This window comes from Pseudomonas sp. KCJK9000, assembly GCF_046230725.1.
GTDB classification, from domain to species: Bacteria; Pseudomonadota; Gammaproteobacteria; order Pseudomonadales; family Pseudomonadaceae; genus Aquipseudomonas; species Aquipseudomonas promysalinigenes.
In genome coordinates this window covers 1-18,190 of the sequence record NZ_JBJJLN010000016.1, presented here as the reverse complement: position 1 = coordinate 18,190, position 18,190 = coordinate 1, and the positions used below count along the sequence as shown (strand labels likewise).

Annotated in this window: 14 protein-coding genes and 6 tRNA genes; 2 read left to right on the top strand and 18 right to left on the bottom strand. The window is 61.7% G+C overall.

The window, feature by feature from the left end:
- Positions 1 to 34: 34 nt before the first annotated feature.
- The 7 genes from ACK59H_RS09685 to leuC form a co-directional block, all read right to left on the bottom strand.
- Positions 35 to 2,713 (bottom strand): FimV/HubP family polar landmark protein, encoded by a 2,679-nt coding sequence (locus ACK59H_RS09685; protein ID WP_409264420.1) that lies wholly within the window; start codon positions 2,711 to 2,713, stop codon positions 35 to 37.
- A 72-nt stretch (positions 2,714 to 2,785) separates the two neighbouring features.
- Positions 2,786 to 3,790, bottom strand: coding sequence for an aspartate-semialdehyde dehydrogenase (locus ACK59H_RS09680; protein WP_207936279.1), 1,005 nt, complete (start codon positions 3,788 to 3,790; stop codon positions 2,786 to 2,788).
- A 203-nt stretch (positions 3,791 to 3,993) separates the two neighbouring features.
- Positions 3,994 to 5,106: an aspartate-semialdehyde dehydrogenase gene (asd, locus tag ACK59H_RS09675; RefSeq protein ID WP_060478251.1), complete on the bottom strand. Its 1,113-nt coding sequence runs from the start codon at positions 5,104 to 5,106 to the stop codon at positions 3,994 to 3,996.
- 63 nt (positions 5,107 to 5,169) lie between these two features.
- Positions 5,170 to 6,252, bottom strand: coding sequence for a 3-isopropylmalate dehydrogenase (leuB, locus tag ACK59H_RS09670; RefSeq protein ID WP_060478250.1), 1,083 nt, complete (start codon positions 6,250 to 6,252; stop codon positions 5,170 to 5,172).
- A gap of 54 nt (positions 6,253 to 6,306) precedes the next feature.
- Positions 6,307 to 7,071, bottom strand: a complete 765-nt coding sequence (locus tag ACK59H_RS09665; RefSeq protein ID WP_261745109.1) for a class I SAM-dependent methyltransferase — start codon at positions 7,069 to 7,071, stop codon at positions 6,307 to 6,309.
- Positions 7,072 to 7,182: 111 nt separating this feature from the next.
- Entirely contained in the window at positions 7,183 to 7,827 is a 645-nt protein-coding gene (gene leuD, locus ACK59H_RS09660; RefSeq protein ID WP_027919154.1) for a 3-isopropylmalate dehydratase small subunit, read from the bottom strand.
- Positions 7,824 to 9,257, bottom strand: coding sequence for a 3-isopropylmalate dehydratase large subunit (leuC, locus tag ACK59H_RS09655; protein ID WP_060478247.1), 1,434 nt, complete (start codon positions 9,255 to 9,257; stop codon positions 7,824 to 7,826). Before leuC ends, leuD begins: the two co-directional genes overlap by 4 nt.
- Positions 9,258 to 9,388: 131 nt before the next feature.
- Here leuC and ACK59H_RS09650 point away from each other — a divergent pair, with 131 nt between their 5' ends.
- Positions 9,389 to 10,267, top strand: coding sequence for a LysR family transcriptional regulator (locus tag ACK59H_RS09650; RefSeq protein WP_060478246.1), 879 nt, complete (start codon positions 9,389 to 9,391; stop codon positions 10,265 to 10,267).
- A 61-nt stretch (positions 10,268 to 10,328) separates the two neighbouring features.
- A complete protein-coding gene (locus ACK59H_RS09645) occupies positions 10,329 to 13,625 on the top strand; it encodes a PAS domain S-box protein (protein WP_060478245.1) in 3,297 nt (1,098 codons plus the stop codon).
- Between the two features lie 63 nt (positions 13,626 to 13,688).
- On the opposite strand, the gene ACK59H_RS09640 is transcribed toward ACK59H_RS09645, so the two are convergent.
- The 11 genes from ACK59H_RS09640 to ACK59H_RS09590 form a co-directional block, all read right to left on the bottom strand.
- Positions 13,689 to 14,132, bottom strand: a complete 444-nt coding sequence (locus ACK59H_RS09640; protein ID WP_060478244.1) for an Hsp20 family protein — start codon at positions 14,130 to 14,132, stop codon at positions 13,689 to 13,691.
- Between the two features lie 222 nt (positions 14,133 to 14,354).
- Positions 14,355 to 15,326, bottom strand: a complete 972-nt coding sequence (locus ACK59H_RS09635; RefSeq protein ID WP_060478243.1) for a tRNA-dihydrouridine synthase — start codon at positions 15,324 to 15,326, stop codon at positions 14,355 to 14,357.
- 51 nt (positions 15,327 to 15,377) lie between these two features.
- The gene (locus ACK59H_RS09630) at positions 15,378 to 15,812 is read right to left on the bottom strand and encodes a thioesterase family protein (RefSeq protein WP_060478242.1); all 435 of its coding nucleotides are present in this window, start codon (positions 15,810 to 15,812) and stop codon (positions 15,378 to 15,380) included.
- A gap of 85 nt (positions 15,813 to 15,897) precedes the next feature.
- Entirely contained in the window at positions 15,898 to 16,725 is an 828-nt protein-coding gene (locus tag ACK59H_RS09625) for an alpha/beta hydrolase (protein WP_060478241.1), read from the bottom strand.
- 24 nt (positions 16,726 to 16,749) lie between these two features.
- A complete protein-coding gene (locus ACK59H_RS09620; RefSeq protein WP_060478240.1) occupies positions 16,750 to 17,289 on the bottom strand; it encodes a TetR/AcrR family transcriptional regulator in 540 nt (179 codons plus the stop codon).
- 165 nt (positions 17,290 to 17,454) lie between these two features.
- Positions 17,455 to 17,530: transfer RNA gene (locus tag ACK59H_RS09615), tRNA-Glu, on the bottom strand.
- Between the two features lie 42 nt (positions 17,531 to 17,572).
- A tRNA-Ala gene (locus tag ACK59H_RS09610) sits at positions 17,573 to 17,648 on the bottom strand.
- Positions 17,649 to 17,712: 64 nt separating this feature from the next.
- Positions 17,713 to 17,788, bottom strand: a tRNA-Glu gene (locus ACK59H_RS09605).
- Positions 17,789 to 17,830: 42 nt separating this feature from the next.
- Positions 17,831 to 17,906, bottom strand: a tRNA-Ala gene (locus tag ACK59H_RS09600).
- Positions 17,907 to 17,958: 52 nt separating this feature from the next.
- Positions 17,959 to 18,034, bottom strand: a tRNA-Glu gene (locus ACK59H_RS09595).
- Positions 18,035 to 18,106: 72 nt separating this feature from the next.
- Positions 18,107 to 18,182: transfer RNA gene (locus tag ACK59H_RS09590), tRNA-Ala, on the bottom strand.
- Between the last annotated feature and the right edge of the window lie 8 nt (positions 18,183 to 18,190).

The following is an 18,190-nucleotide window of genomic DNA, read 5'->3' as shown; positions in this document are numbered from 1 at the left end:
GCGGTTCACCGGCGAAGAAGCCGGGACGGCATGCTCAAACCAAGCGCGATAGCATGTCTTCGGCTTCTTGACGCTGGCCGTCATCACCATCCTTGACCACCTCATCGAGGATGTCACGGGCGCCCTGATGGTCACCCATGTCGATGTAGGCACGCGCCAGGTCGAGTTTGGTCGCCACCTCATCGGCACCAGAGAAGAAGTCGAAGTCCAGATCGTCCAGCGGCTCAGGCTCAGCGGCAGCGTCTTCAGCGGTGAAGTGCGGCTCCAGTGAAGGTGATTCCAGGCTCTGGGACAGCTTGTCGAGCTCGGCGTTGACGTCGTTCAGCTCCGAAGCGAAATTCTTGGCAGCGGGCGAGTCGTCATCCAGCGACAGTGAAAGGTCGAAGTCGTCCGGCAATTCCAGCTCGGAAATCGGGTCGAATTCTGGAATGGCGTCGAAAGCTGCAAGTTCCGCTGCGACATCCACTGGCTCTTCGTCCTGCACGACCGAAGCAGCCGGGGTCGTTGCTTGCCCCGCATCAAGCTCGAAATCGGCCAAGTCGAAATCAGCCAGGTCGTCGACGTTCTGAGGCTCGGCTTGGGCTTGAGCCTGGGCCAGCATGGCTTCGAAATCGTCATCGGCATCGGTCGGCGCCTGGTCGACTGCCGCTTGCGGCTCGGCCAAAGACATTTCATCGAGCATCGGCGGTTCGGCCGGCTCACCCGCTGGCAACTCGTCCTCCAGGCTCAAGTCGAAGGCGCTGTTCAGGTCGTGATCATCAAGGACCGACGTCTCGGTGAAAGCTTCGGCGGCGGCGTCGAGATCCACCTCAGGTTCTGCTGCAGGCTGCGGTGCTTGCTCGGGCGCCGCTGGCGTTTGCGGCTCTTCCTTGAGCAGCTCATGGACATACTGCTCGTCCATTTCAGCGGCCAGCGCGGCGGCACCCACGGCGCCGGCAGCCAGGCCCAGCATCGCCGGGTAGCGCTCTTTGAGGCTGTTGACCTGCGCAGCGTTCACCTCGCTGCCAGCCAGCTTACGCTCCTGGTCGACGAATGCGCTGTGGTCACCCTGACGGGCATAGACGTCCATCAGTTTAAGGCGCAAGGCGTCATTTTTGGGCTGCGCCGCCACGGCTGCTTCCAGCAGATCGGCCGCGTGGTTGAGCCGACCACGCGAGAGGCTCAAATCGACTTCGGCCAGCAATGCGGCGTTCGGGTCCAGCTGCGGCTCAGGTTCAGCCGCTGGCGTTGCTGGGGCTGCGGGCTTTTCGGCGGCAACGGCGGCAGCAGCCGAAGCGGCTACCACTGCAGGCGAAAGGGTCACGCTAGGTGCGGACACTTCCAACTCATCGAAACTGCTCGGCGGCAGGTCAAGATCTGGGCTGCGCTCGCCTTCCTCAGCCAGCGCACGGGCCATGCGCAAATGTTTTTCCGCTTCCTGCTGGGCCTTGCGCTTGCGCGCCAGCAACAGCAGAAGCAGCAGCAGAACCAGGAAGGCGGAACCGGCGATCAGCCCCAGCAAGAGTGGGTTGCCCAGCATGTCATCGAGTGCGCTTGGCGGCTCTGACGCAGTTGGCGCCTCATCGACAGGAGCCTGAGCAGGTGCGGTATCTGCAGCAGCTGGCGCAGGCGCCACCACTGGCTCGGCAGGGGCAACATCGGCCGCCGCTGGCTGTACCGGCGCTGATTCACCCGGCAACGGAGCTGCCGGCGCTTCGGTTGCAGCCCCCTGCGCTTCCAGACGAGCCAGTTGATCGTTCTTGAGCTGGATCAGCTTTTGCAACTTGTCCATCTGGCTTTGCAAATCGCTGACGCGGCTTCTCAGCTCTTCGTTGTCACGGCGGCTGGTGTCCAGGCTTTCCTGAGCCACCGCAAGCTTGTCGCTGACAGCCTTGGCGCTGTCAGCACCAGCCTGGTTGCCCGGGGTCACCAGGCGCAGGTTGTCACCCTGGGCGATACGCTCAGGCGCTGCATCGGCGGCACCCCGCCGGGTAGCGTCGAGTTGGCGCGCCCGCGGCCCCAGACGCCGGCCCTCACGCCAGGCTGCGTACTGTTCAGCCACTTCGCGGTTGGCCTCCCCTTGGGGAATGCTCTGGATCTGCTGTTGGTCAGGCAGGCGCAATACCTGGCCAACTTTCAGCTGGTTGATGTTGTTGCCGATGAATGCATCGGGGTTGAGCGCCTGAATGGCGATCATGGTCTGCTGTACCGAACCGCCGCCCTGGGTGTTGCGAGCTGCGATCTGCCACAGGGTGTCGCGCCGCTTGGTGGTATAGCTGGCGGCACTGCTGGTAGCCGGCGTGATGTTGCCCGCCGCTGACTGCTGGCCCTGAGCCTGCGCCTGGTCGAGCAGCACGCTGTAGTCACGCAGCAGGCGGCCCTGGGGCCACATCACCTGAACCAGAAACTTGACCACCGTTCCCGGCAGTGGCTGGGTCGAAGTGACCCGCAGTACGCTCTTGCCGTTAGGGTTGATCACCGGTGTGAAGGTGAGGTCTTGCAGGTAAGCCGCAAGCGGCACCCCGGCTTTGCTGAACTCTTCGGGCGGTGCCAGGCTTGGGGCCACTTCGGCTGCGGTGAGGTCGCGCACATCAAGCAGTTCGATCTCGGCATCCAGCGGTTGGTTCTGCGCCGACTTCAATGTCAGCTCACCCAACCCCAGGGCATTCGCCATGCCCGACGTCAGCGCAGACGCTGCCGCCATGGCCAGAACCAATTTGCGAATTCGAAGCATGACCTCTTCCCTTGTATGAATCGTCCCAAAAACCCGTACGTGGCGCGGGACAAAAGTGCTCGCCAGTATCTTTTACACCATGTGTTTAATCAACAATTGCGCCACCTGGACGGCGTTCAGCGCTGCGCCCTTGCGCAGGTTGTCGGTGGTCAGCCACAGGTTCAGTTGCTGGCTGTCGTCAATTCCACGGCGTACACGACCAACATAGACCACGTCTTGGCCGACTGCGTCACCGACTGGGGTGGGATAGTCATCGTTTTCCACCAGCTCGAGGCTGTCGGCCTGCTCTAACGCCTGGTTTACCTGCGCCAGATCGACGGGTTCGCGGCACTGCAATGCCACACTGAAGCTATCGCCGAAAAACACCGGGACTTGAATGCAGCTCACGGAAATATTCAGCTTCGCCAGCCCCAGCAGTACGCGCAACTCCTCCACCAGGCGGCGCTCCACGCCGGTATGGCCGTGCTCATCGACCGGGCCGACCTGAGCCAATAGGTTGAAAGCCATCTGCCGATCGAAGAAACGTGGCTCCAACGGGCGGGCGTTCAGCAGCTCTGCCGTTTGCCGGGCCAGCTCGCTGACCGCCTCGCGACCCTGGGCGGACACCGCCAGCGCGGCCATTACCTGCACCCGTTCGATGCCCAGTTGACCCTTCAGTGGAGCCAGGGCGACCGCCAAGGCAACGGCGGCGCAGCTAGGGCTGGTGATGAGCGCCGGCAGCTTGAGCGTGGCAATACTGTCACCATTGGCCTCGGGGACCACGGCCAGGGCATTTTCAAGAGCGCCGGAAAGATCAATGACGGTACAGCCGGCCTGCTGAGCTTTGCTTGCAAAGCTGCGGCTGACCGCCGGGCTGGCGGCGAAGAAGGCCAGCTTGACCTGGGCGAAGTCGAAGCTATCGACTTCCCGCACCTTAATCTTCTTGCCAGCGAACATCACGCTGCTGCCCGCCGATTCCATGCTGGCCAGCAGGTGCAGGGTTGCGACCGGGAAAGCCAGCTCTTCGAGGATCTGCACGAGGGTTTCACCCACGCTGCCGGTAGCACCGACAATGGCGATATCCAGGGGAGTGGTCATGGTAGAGGTCCTTTTACTGAAACGGCGGGGGCGGCACTTTACTTGGATTGTAGTGGTTTGTCTGTGCTGGCCCTTTCGCGGGTGAACCTGCTCTTGCAGGGATCCTATTATGGCGTGGTGCGGGTTCACCCGCGAAGAGGCCCGCACAGGCATAAAAAAACCCGCGCTGTCACCAGCACGGGTTTTCGGCACCGCAAAAGCGATCAACGCTCCAGCAAGATCCGCAGCATGCGGCGCAGCGGCTCAGCGGCGCCCCACAGCAATTGGTCACCTACGGTGAACGCGCCCAGGTACTGCGAGCCCATGTTCAGCTTGCGCAGGCGGCCAACCGGAACGTTCAGGGTACCGGTGACGTTGGTCGGGGTCAGCTCTTGCATGCTGATTTCACGGTGGTTAGGCACCAGTTTGACCCATGGATTGTGCTGGCTGATCATGCCTTCGATGTCGGCCAGCGGCACGTCCTTGTTCAGCTTGATGGTCAGCGCCTGGCTGTGGCAGCGCATGGCGCCGATGCGCACGCAGATGCCGTCCACCGGGATCGGGCTCTTGAAGCGGCCAAGGATCTTGTTGGTCTCGGCCTGGGCTTTCCACTCTTCACGGCTCTGCCCGTTCGGCAGTTCCTTGTCGATCCACGGAATCAGGCTGCCTGCCAGCGGCACGCCGAAGTTCTCGGTGGGGAACGCTTCGCCACGCATGGCTTCGGCCACCTTACGGTCGATATCGAGGATGGCGCTGGCTGGGTTGGCCAAGTCATCGGTAACTGCCCCATGGGTAGCGCCCATTTGCTTGATCAGCTCGCGCATGTTCTGTGCGCCAGCACCCGAGGCTGCCTGGTAGGTCATGGCGCTCATCCACTCCACCAGGCCGGCTTCGAACAAGCCACCCAGGCCCATCAGCATCAGGCTGACGGTGCAGTTGCCGCCGATGTAGTTCTTGGTACCGGCATCGAGCTGGTGATCGATGACCTTGCGGTTGACCGGGTCCAGAACGATCACTGCATCGTCCTGCATACGCAGCGACGAAGCGGCATCGATCCAGTAGCCCTGCCAGCCGGCTTCACGCAGCTTGGGGAACACCTCGTTGGTGTAGTCGCCGCCCTGGCAAGTCAGGATCACGTCGAGGGTCTTGAGTTCTTCGATCGAATAAGCGTCCTTGAGCGGAGCAATGTCCTTGCCCACGTTCGGGCCCTGGCCACCTACGTTGGAGGTAGTGAAGAACACCGGCTCAATGAGGTCGAAATCCTGCTCCTCCAGCATCCGCTGCATGAGCACGGAACCGACCATACCGCGCCAACCGATCAGACCTACACGTTTCATCGCAACTACACCTTTGCTAAAAGTGGGCCGCCACCTCGGGTTCGTGGTGGCGGGCCAGAGAGATTACAGATTCCGCAGCGCTGCGACTACTGCGTCGCCCATTTCCTGCGTGCCTACTTTGTCGCAGCCAGCCGACCAGATGTCGCCGGTACGCAGACCTTGATCGAGCACCACACTGACCGCCTTCTCGATCGCCTCGGCCGCAGCCTGCTGGTTGAAGCTGTAACGCAGCATCATCGACACCGAGAGGATGGTCGCCAGCGGGTTGGCGATACCCTGCCCGGCAATGTCCGGAGCCGAGCCATGGCAAGGCTCGTACATGCCTTTGTTGTTGGCGTCCAGGGAGGCCGAAGGCAGCATGCCTATGGAACCTGTGAGCATGGAAGCTTCATCCGACAGGATGTCGCCGAACATGTTGTCGGTCACCACCACGTCGAACTGTTTCGGTGCGCGCACCAGCTGCATGGCGGCGTTATCGACGTACATGTGGCTCAGTTCGACGTCCGGATAATCCTTGGCCACATCCTCGACCACTTCGCGCCACAGCTGGCTGGAGGCAAGAACGTTGGCCTTGTCCACCGAGCACAGCTTCTTGCCGCGCACGCGCGCCATGTCGAAACCAACGCGGGCGATGCGACGGACTTCGCTTTCGCTGTACGGCAGGGTGTCGTAGGCCTGACGCTCGCCGCCTTCAAGCTCGCGCTGGCCGCGCGGTGCGCCGAAGTAGATGCCGCCGGTGAGTTCACGGACGATGAGGATATCCAGGCCCGCAACGATTTCCGGCTTGAGCGACGAAGCATCGGCCAACTGCGGGTAGAGAATCGCCGGGCGCAGGTTGGCGAACAGGCCCAGTTGCGAACGGATTTTCAGCAGCCCGCGCTCAGGGCGGATGTCACGCTCGATCTTGTCCCACTTCGGGCCGCCCACGGCGCCCAGCAGTACGGCGTCGGCTTTGCGTGCGCGCTCAAGGGTTTCATCGGCCAGCGGCACGCCGTGCTTGTCGATGGCGGCGCCGCCGATCACGTCATGCTCGAGGCTCAAGTCAAGCTGGAACTTGTCGTTGGCCAGCTCCAGCACCTTGACCGCCTCGGCCATGATTTCCGGGCCAATGCCATCACCTGGGAGAATCAGAATCTGCTTGCTCATGCTTTCCTCTATCCATTCACGCGGCGTGCCCGATGGGGCCCCACCGAAAAATTCTCAACGCTCGGCCCACAGCACCAGCACATCGGTGCTGAACGAACCATCGGCCTCGATTTGGTAATACTGCCGTACTTCTTCGCCCATGGCTTGCTGCAATTGGCGGATGGCAACACGCATCGGCTCAGGGGTGCGCATGCGCTCGACCCAGCTGGCGAACTCCAGGCGCAACGCCTGGCGGCTGTGGCTGCGCACGTGCAGGCCCGCCTCGCTGACCTGCCGCTGCCACTGGGCCGCCGAGTAATCACGCACGTGGCTGGTATCGCGCAGCACTTCGACCGTTTGCAAGTAAGTATCGAGCAGCGGGCTACCCGGCGACATAACGTCGATGAACGCTGCTACGCCACCAGGCTTGAGTACCCGTCGTACTTCCCGCAGCGCCAGCCCCAGGTCGCTCCAGTGGTGCGCCGAGTACCGGCTGAAAACGAAGTCGAAGGAGGCATCGGCGAACGGCAGGCGCTCGGCCGCACCGCGTTGGGTAGCGATATTGCTCAGGCCCCGCTCTGCGGCGGCGCGGGCCACCACGTCGAGCATGGACTGCGACAGGTCGTAGGCGACCACTTCAGCGACCAGCGGGGCGACATGGAAGCTGACATGCCCGGCACCGCAACCCAGGTCCAGCACACGGGCAGCGCCCTGGCCAGCCAGCTCGGCCTGTAGCAACGCGAATTCGCTGCCTTGAGCGTGTACGGCGCTGCTCAGGTATGCACTCGCCTGTTCGCCGAACTGGCGCTGGACGACGTCGGTGTGTTGGGTGCTGGTCATGGGTCAGTCCTTTATATTTTCAGTGCCAGTGCTGGCCATCTCGCGTCTCAAGCCCCTGCTACTGAGTTCACGACCCTTGTGCATCAAGGCCAGCGATGCCGACTACGGCATTCAGGCATCACGGAACAGCCAAGGCTGGCTGGCGCGGTGTTTGCCTTCGAATGCCTTGATCGCGTCGCTGTCTTGCAAGGTCAGGCCGATGTCGTCAAGACCATTGAGCAGGCAATGCTTGCGGAAAGCATCGATTTCAAAGTGCAGTACCTTGCCGTCCGGGCGCGTCACCGCCTGCGCTTGCAGGTCGATGGTCAGTTGGTAACCTGGGTTGGCTTCCACCTGCTTGAACAGTTCGTCCACTTCCTCATCGCTGAGAATGATCGGCAGCAAACCGTTCTTGAAGCTGTTGTTGAAGAAGATGTCGGCAAAACTCGGCGCAATCACGCTACGGAAGCCGTACTCATCCAATGCCCACGGCGCGTGCTCCCGGCTCGACCCGCAACCGAAGTTCTCGCGCGCCAAGAGCACGCTGGCACCCTGGTAACGCGCATGGTTGAGTACGAATTCCTGGTTCAGCGGGCGCTTGCTGTTGTCCTGGTACGGCTGGCCGACATCCAGGTAACGCCATTCGTCGAACAGGTTGGGGCCAAAGCCGGTTCGCTTGATCGACTTGAGGAACTGCTTGGGGATGATCTGATCGGTGTCGACGTTGGCACGATCCAACGGCGCGACGAGACCGGTATGCTGGGTAAAGGCTTTCATGCTGCGCTCCCTTGGATCAACTCGCGGACATCGATGAAGTGGCCGGTCACTGCGGCGGCGGCGGCCATGGCCGGGCTCACCAGGTGGGTACGGCCACCGGCGCCTTGGCGGCCTTCGAAGTTACGGTTGGAGGTCGAGGCGCAGTGCTCGCCGCTCTCCAGGCGGTCTGGGTTCATCGCCAGGCACATCGAGCAGCCCGGTTCACGCCATTCGAAGCCAGCTTCGATGAAAATCTTGTCCAGGCCTTCACGCTCGGCCTGGGCTTTGACCAGGCCCGAGCCTGGCACTACCAGCGCCTGCTTGACGGTGGCAGCAACCTTGCGGCCCTTGGCGATTTCGGCAGCTGCGCGCAGGTCTTCGATGCGCGAATTGGTGCAGGAGCCGATGAATACGCGGTCAAGCTTGATGTCGGTGATCGCCTGGTTGGCGGCCAGGCCCATGTACTTGAGGGCGCGCTCGATAGAACCGCGCTTGATCAGGTCTGGCTCGGCGGCCGGGTCCGGCACACGTTGATCCACGGCCAACACCATCTCTGGCGAAGTACCCCAGCTGACTTGCGGCTTGATTTGTGCAGCGTCGAGCTCGACCACAGTGTCGAACACGGCATCGTCGTCAGAAACCAAGTCTTTCCACGCTTCAACAGCGCGCTTCCAGTCCTCGCCCTTGGGCGCATACGGGCGGCCTTCAACGTAGGCCACGGTGGTGGCATCGGTCGCCACCAGCCCCACACGCGCACCGGCTTCGATGGACATGTTGCAGATGGTCATGCGGCCTTCCATCGACAGATCGCGGATGGCGCTGCCCGCGAATTCCATCGCGTGGCCGTTACCACCGGCGGTGCCGATCTTGCCGATCACCGCCAGCACGATGTCCTTGGCGGTAACGCCGGCCGGCAACTGGCCTTCGACACGCACCAACATGTTTTTCATCTTCTTGGCGACCAGGCACTGGGTGGCGAGCACGTGCTCCACCTCGGAAGTACCGATGCCATGGGCCAGGGCACCGAATGCGCCATGGGTGGAAGTATGCGAATCGCCGCAGACCACGGTCATGCCTGGCAAGGTCGCGCCCTGCTCCGGGCTGATGACGTGGACGATGCCCTGGCGTTCGTCGTTCATCTTGAATTCGACGATGCCATATTCGTCACAGTTTTCATCGAGGGTCTGCACCTGCAGCCGCGAAACCTGGTCGACGATGGCCTCGATACCGCCCTTGCGCTCTGGCGTAGTCGGCACGTTGTGATCGGGGGTTGCGATGTTGGCATCGATGCGCCAAGGCTTGCGATTGGCCAGGCGCAGGCCTTCGAAAGCCTGGGGCGACGTCACCTCGTGGATGATATGGCGGTCGATGTAGATCAAGGACGAGCCGTCATCACGGCGCTTGACCTCATGGGCTTCCCAGAGTTTGTCGTAAAGCGTTTTGCCAGCCATCGGACTGTTCCTCATCAGCGTCTTTCTATGCCAAAAACCCCTTGGCTTGTACGGACGATGCTAGGGGTTTAGATTGAATAACTCAAATTCATAATTTTTATGCTTTGGATAACCAAAAGGAATTCGACCACGTGGACTTGGCCAACCTCACCGCGTTCATTGCCGTTGCTGAAACCGGCAGCTTCTCCGGTGCCGGGGAGCGGCTGTTTTTGACTCAGCCAGCCATCAGCAAACGCATCGCCGGCCTTGAGCAACAACTGGATGTGCGCTTGTTCGATCGCTTGGGCCGTGAAGTGACTCTGACCGAAGCCGGTCGCGCCTTATTGCCGCGTGCCTACCAGATCCTCAACGTGCTCGATGATACCCGCAGAGCCTTGACCAACCTCAACGGCGAGGTGAGCGGCCGCCTGACCCTGGCTACCAGCCATCACATCGGCCTGCACCGCCTACCGCCGCTGCTGCGAGCCTTCACCCGCCAGCATCCGGCGGTGGCCCTGGACATCCAATTCATGGATTCGGAACAGGCCTACGACGAAATCCTCCATGGCCGGGCCGAGATTGCCGTCATCACGCTAGCACCCGAGCCGCACCCTGTGGTCAAGGCAATACCGGTGTGGAACGACGCACTGGACTTCGTGGCCGCGCCCGAACATCCGCTGGCCAGCAACCACTCGGTCACTCTGGCCGATGTCGCCCGCCACCCAGCGGTCTTTCCCGGCGGCAACACCTTCACCCACCATATTGTCCAGCGGCTGTTCGAAAGCCAGGGCCTTACCCCAAACATCGCCATGAGCACCAACTACCTGGAAACCATCAAGATGATGGTGTCGATCGGCCTGGCTTGGAGCGTGCTGCCCAGGACCATGCTGGACGATCAGGTTGCACCCATCGCATTGCCCGGCATACAGCTGTCGCGCGAGCTAGGCTACATTCTGCACACGGAGCGCACGCTATCGAACGCTGCTAGGGCCTTCATGGCCCTGCTCGACAGCCACGCAGGGTCCGCCTGACCGGTCGTCAGCTCGGCATTTCCAATTCATGGACGCGTCCCACGCCAAAGGTCTGGTACCAATGCCCAAATCAGCAAATCGCTTTCCGCGCCTGCCGCGCATCCCTGCGGCCGATCCCCAGGAATCAGAGCAGGCGTGGCAGAACGCGCCGCAGCTGCTGGCCGCGCTCAACGGCGCCAGGCTGGGTGCCTGGCTGTGGGACATCGATAGCGGCCGAATCAGCTGGTCACGGGGTACGCAGGCGCTGTTCGGCTTCGACCCACATCGGCCGCTACCCGCCGACATCGACTACCTCGACCTGCTGGCAGAGCAAGACCGTGCCCGCACCCGCCAACTGTTCCACGCTGTCGTCAACGGCGAACCGGTGGAGCAGGCTATGCGCCATCGCATCCTGTGGCCGGACGGCAGCGTTCATTGGCTGGAAATCAACGGCAGCCTGACTCAGGACCAGAACGGCCGACGCCAGATGATCGGAGTGATCCGGGAAATTACCCGCCAGCGCGAACGCGAAGCTGCGCTGATCAACTCGGAAAAGCGCTTCGCTACGCTGTTTCACCTGAGCCCCAACGCCATTCTGCTCAGCCGCCGGCATGACGGCATGATCATCGAGGTCAACCAGCATTTCGAGGACATGTTCGGCTGGCCCGGCGACCAGGTGATCGGCAAGACCAGCATCGAGCTAGGTCTGTGGGTGAACCCTGACCAGCGCCATCAGGTCATCGAGGCCACCCGTAACAGCCAGGGCCCAGCGATCATGGAAGTGCAGTTTCGTGCCAGCACGGGCAAGCTCCACGATGGCATCCTCTGCGCCCAGAGCATCGATATGGAGGGGGTCCCCTACCTGATCAGCACCTTCGTCGACACCACCGAGCGCAAGCGCGCCGAACAGGCGCTCAAGGACAGCCAGGAACGGCTTGACCTGGCGCTGGACTCGGCGCAGCTAGGGACTTGGGACTGGCACATACCCAGCGGGATGCTGTACGGCTCGGCTCGCGCCGCGCAGCTGCATGGATTGCCCCCGGTACCCTTCCATGAATCGTTCGAGGCTTTCTTCGAAGGCGTTCCGGAGCATGAGCGGGCCAACATGCGCCAGGCCTATCGCAGCCTGCGTGAAGGGCCTGCCGGCAATTACCAGATCACGTACCACGTACAGCTGGAAAACGGCACCTCACGCTACATCGAAAGCCGTGCACGGCTCTATCGCGATGACCAAGGCAACCCATTGCGCATGGCTGGCACGCTACTGGATATTACCGAACAGGTAGAACGGGAACAGCGCTTGAGCGCCTCGGAAGAGAAATTCGCCAGCCTGTTCCAAGCAAGCCCAGACCCCATCTGCGTCACCCGTCAGGACACCGGTCAGTTCATCGAAATCAACCCCGCCTTCACCCAGACCTTCGGTTGGACTGCCGAACAGGTGATAGGCCACACGGCCGAAGAAATCGGTCTGTGGGCCGAGTCGGTCGAACGCGCCCAGCGCATCGAGCGGGTGATCCGCGAACAGGCACTGAGCAACGTGGCAGTGGTGGTCAACCACCGCAATGGCTCACCGCTGACCTGTGTGATCGCCAGCCGCTTGATCAGCGTCGACGACCAACCGTGCAGCGTCACTACTCTGCGCGACATCACTCAACAGCAACGGGCCGAGGCGGCGCTGAAGTCCAGCGAAGAGAAATTCGCCAAGGCCTTCCACTCCAGCCCCGACGCTATCACCATCACCGAGCGCCACACCGGCCGCTACCTGGAAGTCAACGACGGTTTCAGTCGCCTGACCGGATATGGCACCAGCGAGGTCGTCGGCCGCAGCGTCTATGAAATCGGCATCTGGGCAGACGAAAAGCAGCGCAGTGCGCTGCTCAACGAGCTCAAGGAGAGCGGCCGCGTGCATCACCGCGAGATGCTCGGGCGCAACAAGCGAGGCGACATCCTGACCGTTGAAGTATCAGTGGAGCCGATCAGCCTCAACGAGGCCGATTGCCTGCTGATGACTGCCCGCGATGTGAGCCAGTTGAAGAACGCCCAAGCGCAAATACGCCACCTGGCCTATCACGACCCGCTGACCAACCTGCCCAACCGCGCCATGTTGATGGACCGCCTGAGCCAGCAGATCGCGCTGTTGCGCCGGCATAACCTGCGCGGCGCGCTGCTGTTCCTCGACCTGGACCACTTCAAGCACATCAACGACTCTCTCGGCCACCCGGTGGGCGATACCGTGCTGAAAATCATCACCGCGCGCCTGGAGGCCAGCGTGCGCTTGGAAGACACGGTGGCGCGCCTGGGCGGCGATGAGTTCGTGGTGCTGCTCAGCGGCCTGGAAGGCAGCCGCGAAGCAGTGGAAGCCAAGGTGCGCGAGCTGGCCGACACGCTGCGCGAGCTGCTGGCCGAGCCGATGTCACTGGACGGCCAACGCTTGCAAGTGACCCCAAGCATCGGTGTGGCACTGATTCCTGACCACGGCACTACCCCTGCCGACCTGCTCAAACGTGCCGATATCGCGCTTTACCGGGCCAAGGATTCAGGGCGCAACACTACCGAGCTGTTCCACACCACGATGCAAAAGGCCGCCAGCGAACGTCTGCGCATGGAGAGCGATCTGCGCCTGGCCTTGGCCCGTGGCGAGCTCGCGTTGAATTTCCAGCCGCAGGTGGACGCCAGGGACAACCACATTGTCGGGGCCGAGGTACTGCTGCGCTGGCACCATCCGCAATTGGGGCAGCAACCGCCGAGCCAGTTCATTCAGGTGCTGGAAGAAAGCGGCCTGATCCTCGAAGTGGGCAGCTGGATCCTCGATGAAGCCTGCAACGCCTGCGCCGGCATGCTGCAAGACCGGCTGATCGATGCCGATGATTTCAGCCTGTGCGTAAACATCAGCCCCCGGCAATTTCGCCAGAACGATTTTGTCGAGCGCGTACTACGCAGCCTCGATGAATACTGCTTGCCGCGGCACATTCTGAAACTGGAGATCACCGAGGGTATCGTCATCCAAAACCTTGAAGACACGATCAGCAAGATGCGCGAGCTCAAGCGCTACGGCGTAAGTTTCGCCATGGATGACTTTGGTACTGGCTACTCATCACTGACCTACCTCAAGCGCCTGCCGGTGGACGCGCTGAAAATCGACCAGACTTTTGTGCGTGACGCGCCCCAAGACCCTAATGACGCCGAAATTGTCCGCGCTATTGTGGCGATGGCGCACAGCCTTGACCTGGCGGTGATTGCCGAAGGGGTGGAGCTGAGCGAGCAGTTGGCCTTCCTTGAAGGCCTAGGCTGCCACTTGTACCAGGGCTATCTGCATAGCCGCCCTCTGCCACTGGGGCAATTTCGGCAAATGCTCATGGAGGCACCCGCCGACTATTGAAAACGCAGAAAGGGCACCCGAAGGTGCCCTTTCTCATTGGGTTCCGGGCGTAGCCCGTGAACATCAGTTCAGCGCAGGCTGATCACCGTTGATCGGGATCCGCTTGGCCTTGGCTTCTTCCGGCACGATGCGCAGCAAATCGATGCTGAGCAGGCCGTTGGCCAGGCCCGCGGCCTTGACTTCGATATGATCGGCCAGGCGGAACGACAGCTTGAATGCGCGCTGGGCAATGCCCTGATGCAGGTAGGTCACTTCAGCCGCAGCGTTTTCGCGCTTGCCACCGGTCACGGTCAGGACACCTTTTTCGACCTGCAGATCGAGGTCCTGCTCCTGGAAACCAGCTGCGGCAACCACGATGCGGTAGTGATCATCGCCATGCTTTTCCACGTTGTAGGGCGGGTAGCTGCTACCGGCCTCGTTACGTGCCGCAGATTCGAACAGGTCGTTGAACCGGTCGAAACCAACGGAGTGGCGGAACAATGGAGCGAGAGAGAAAGCGGTAGTCATGGTCATAAACTCCTGAGATTCAGCAAGTAAAGTCACTGCGCGACCCGAATTCGGCATCGCGTACTCAAGAGATATGGCCTGCGCAAAAGCTTTCAAGGGGACGGATAAAAAAATCTGAAAGCAGCGTCTGCATAGATGACCCCTTCGCGGCTAAAGCCGCCCCCTACAGGTCCAAGCCGGCTGAGCCTCTGTAGGAGCGGCTTTAGCCGCGAAGGGGCCGGATCAGGCGACGCATACTTCCAAAGATGTAGCTTCGACCCCAAGCAACCGGCTGATGCGTGCGCAATCATCCTCACGACGCAACTCGGCAAAAAGCACCACTGCCTCGGGATAACTGCGGGTCAGCATCGCCAGCCATTGCTTCATTCGCCCCGGCGCGTATCGCGGCGAGAGTTTGGCCTGGGCCTGGCGCCAGAACTCGCGCAACAACGGCATCAGCTCATCCCAACTCATCGGCTGGTATTGGACTCCATCCCGCGCAGCGGCGATCTGCAAGGCCAGGTCCGGCCGCGACACCAGGCCGCGCCCTAGCATGATGTCCTCGGCACCGCTGACCTCTCGGCAGCGCCGCCAGTCGTCGACAGTCCAGATTTCACCATTGGCGAACACCGGCACCTGAACCACATCCTGCACCCGCGCCACCCATTCCCAGTGGGCCGGTGGCTTGTAGCCTTGGGCTTTGGTGCGCGCGTGCACAACCAGGTGTGCCGAACCGCCCTCGGCCAAGGCCGTGGCACAATCCAGGGCACCGTCCGGGCTATCGAAACCCAAACGCATTTTCGAGGTGACCGGGATATGCGCCGGTACGGCGCGGCGCACCTCATGCACGATGGCATGCAGCAGCTCCGGCTCCTTGAGCAGCACTGCACCGCCACGGGACTTGTTCACCGTCTTGGCCGGGCAACCGAAGTTCAAATCGATGACCGGCGCGCCCAGCTCACACGCCAGGGCGGCGTTATCCGCCAGGCACACTGGGTCCGAGCCGAGCAATTGCACGCGCATCGGCACGCCCGACGCCGTGCGTGCGCCGTGGCGCAATTCGGGCGCGAGCTTGTCGAACGAAGAAGCCGGCAGCAAGCGATCACAGACGCGAATGAACTCAGTGACGCACCAATCGATGCCACCTACTCGGGTCAGAACGTCGCGCAGGATGTTGTCGACCAGCCCCTCCATGGGGGCCAGGGCAATTTGCATGGCTGGGTCTCGGCGCAAAAAGGCGCCAGTCTAGCAAAAAAACCGCTTGCCTCAGCTGCCGATCAGCGCCGGGCCGTAACCCTCGAGGAATTCGCCAGGCATGCGCTTGGGCTTGCCGCTGGACAGCTCGATACAGGCGAAGGTGGTTTGTGCGCGCAACAAGGTAACCCCGTCACGTGGACGCTTGAGCTGGAAGCGCCGAGTCATGCGCAGGCGCAGGTCCCAGTCGACAATCCAGGTAGCCAGCTGCAGCTCGTCATCCTCGTAAGCGGCGGCAAGGTAGTCGATTTCGTGGCGCACCACTGCCATGGCCCGGTCCAGCCGCCGGTACTCGGCCAAGTCAAGGCCCAGCCGCTGGGAGTGGCGCCAGGCGCAGCGCTCCAACCAGGTAACGTAGACCGCGTTGTTGGCATGGCCGAGGCCGTCGATGTCCTCGCTGCCCACACGCAGGTCGATGATGAATGGCGTTGCCAGGTCCCAACTCATGCCCGCTCCTGCTGATCGATGGCGAAAAAGCTCGAGAAGCTGATACTCAGCCCTCTCTAGTAATCTGGCCGAGTGTAACGGATGTTCAGGCACGCTGCCGCGCAGGTTCTCGGGCGAGCAGCTCCAGGACTGCCGCACTCAGCCGCGGATCAGCCAAGAGGCGTTGATGGCCACCCTGGTCTAAAAGCATGAGCCGGCTGTCGAACCAGGCTTTGTGAATTAGCTGCGCCTGGTCAGCAGGCACGAGCGCATCATCGACGGCATGTACCACCAGGCCCGGCAGGTCCAACTGATAGCCCTCAACATCAAGGCGCGCTATCTGGATGCCGATATCTTGTTCGACCTGACTAATAAACGCCGCCCTGGCACGCGCCGGCAATCCCAAGTGGCGAGCGAAACGCCGCAGCACGCCCAGTAACTGTGCTGGCGCGGCAATACTTACGGCAGCTTCGGCACGCAGCCCCATCTGTAGCGCCAGCAGCACGCTGGCGCCACCCATGGAATGACCGATCACCGCTCGCAACGGCGGCAGCTGCGCTGCAGCCTCAAGCAATGCGCGAGCGAACAACGCTACATGCGCCTTGCGCCCTGGAGAGTGGCCATGAGCAGGGCCTTCCAGCGACACCACGGTATACCCGGCCTGCACCAGGGTGTGGATCAATGACGCGAACTGCGTCGGGCGCCCTTCCCAACCGTGCATCAGCAGTACCGTCGGCCCTTTGCCCCAGCGCAGAGCCGACAGCCCGAAGCGCAAGGTCATGCGCTCGGCACTGGCCAGTAACGGCAGCTCCCAATCCCGAGGCGCAAAATTGCGCGGCGTCATGAAGGCCCGGCGCATCTTGCCGGCGATATGCGTCGGCATCAGCCGGCCTAGGGTGCCATTTACGCTTCGAATCCAGCTCAGGGTAGTCATTGCCTTGCTCCAGAACCTTCGGTATCAGAGAACAGCCGATTTGGCGGCACGCAACAGTCGGTCGGACAACTCTCCCGGGCCCAGCGCGCGCGCCAGGGCCAAGCCACCAATCATCAGGGCCAGGTCAGCCAACGCTTTGTCGGCATCCTCGGGGCGGTCGACCATGGCCGCCGTCATCAACTCGATGTGCTCGGCCAGCACTTCGCGAAAAATATCGGGCAGCCGCTGCATTTCGCCGAGCGAATTGGGCAAGGGGCACGCGTGAACTTCGGCGTCCCGGTGCTTGCGAGAAAGATAGAAAGCGCTTACGAGGGCGCGTCGCCCCTCCCCGTCCAGATGCGGATCGACCTGAGCCAACAGGGCACGACGCTCGCAGAGCAACTGGCGAAACGCTTCGAGCATGAGTTCATCTTTGCTCTGAAAGTGCGCGTAAAACCCACCCACCGTCAGCCCTGCCGCCCCCATCACCTGGCTGACACTGGGCTCGGCAGGGCCGTGCAGAATCAAAGCACTGCGGGCGGCCTCCAGAATGCGTTCGCGGGTTCTGCTTTTCTTGTCGCTCACGGCTCGCCCCCTGAAAATATGATGCAGGTAATATTATTCACATCATATTTTTTGGCAAACAAAACTGCATGCCGCTCGTCAGCCGATTATCAGGGAGAGAAAAAACAAAAGGCCCATTCAATATGCGAATGAGCCTTTAAAGTCCCGCAAAACGCGGGTAAAAATTGGCGTCCCCTAGGGGACTCGAACCCCTGTTACCGCCGTGAAAGGGCGGTGTCCTAGGCCACTAGACGAAGGGGACGTAACCTTCGTGCCGATCCGCTTATGCGAACCGCGGCAAAATTGGTGGAGCTAAGCGGGATCGAACCGCTGACCTCCTGCATGCCATGCAGGCGCTCTCCCAGCTGAGCTATAGCCCCGAAACAAAAGACTCATTCAATATGCGAACGAGCCTTTTTAAGCCCCGCAAAACGCGGGAAAAAGTGGCGTCCCCTAGGGGACTCGAACCCCTGTTACCGCCGTGAAAGGGCGGTGTCCTAGGCCACTAGACGAAGGGGACGTAACCTTCGTGCCGATCCGCTTACGCGAACCGCGGCAAAATTGGTGGAGCTAAGCGGGATCGAACCGCTGACCTCCTGCATGCCATGCAGGCGCTCTCCCAGCTGAGCTATAGCCCCGGATTTCTAGCCTCTCGGCCCAGCGACATGCAAACCATCGCTTGTGCAAAACTGGCGTCCCCTAGGGGACTCGAACCCCTGTTACCGCCGTGAAAGGGCGGTGTCCTAGGCCACTAGACGAAGGGGACGAACCTTCTTACCTTCAAGACCTGATTGCTGGATCAGCTCTTGCTTGCCAGCCTTGGCTGGCAAACGGAATTTGGTGGAGCTAAGCGGGATCGAACCGCTGACCTCCTGCATGCCATGCAGGCGCTCTCCCAGCTGAGCTATAGCCCCACAATGTC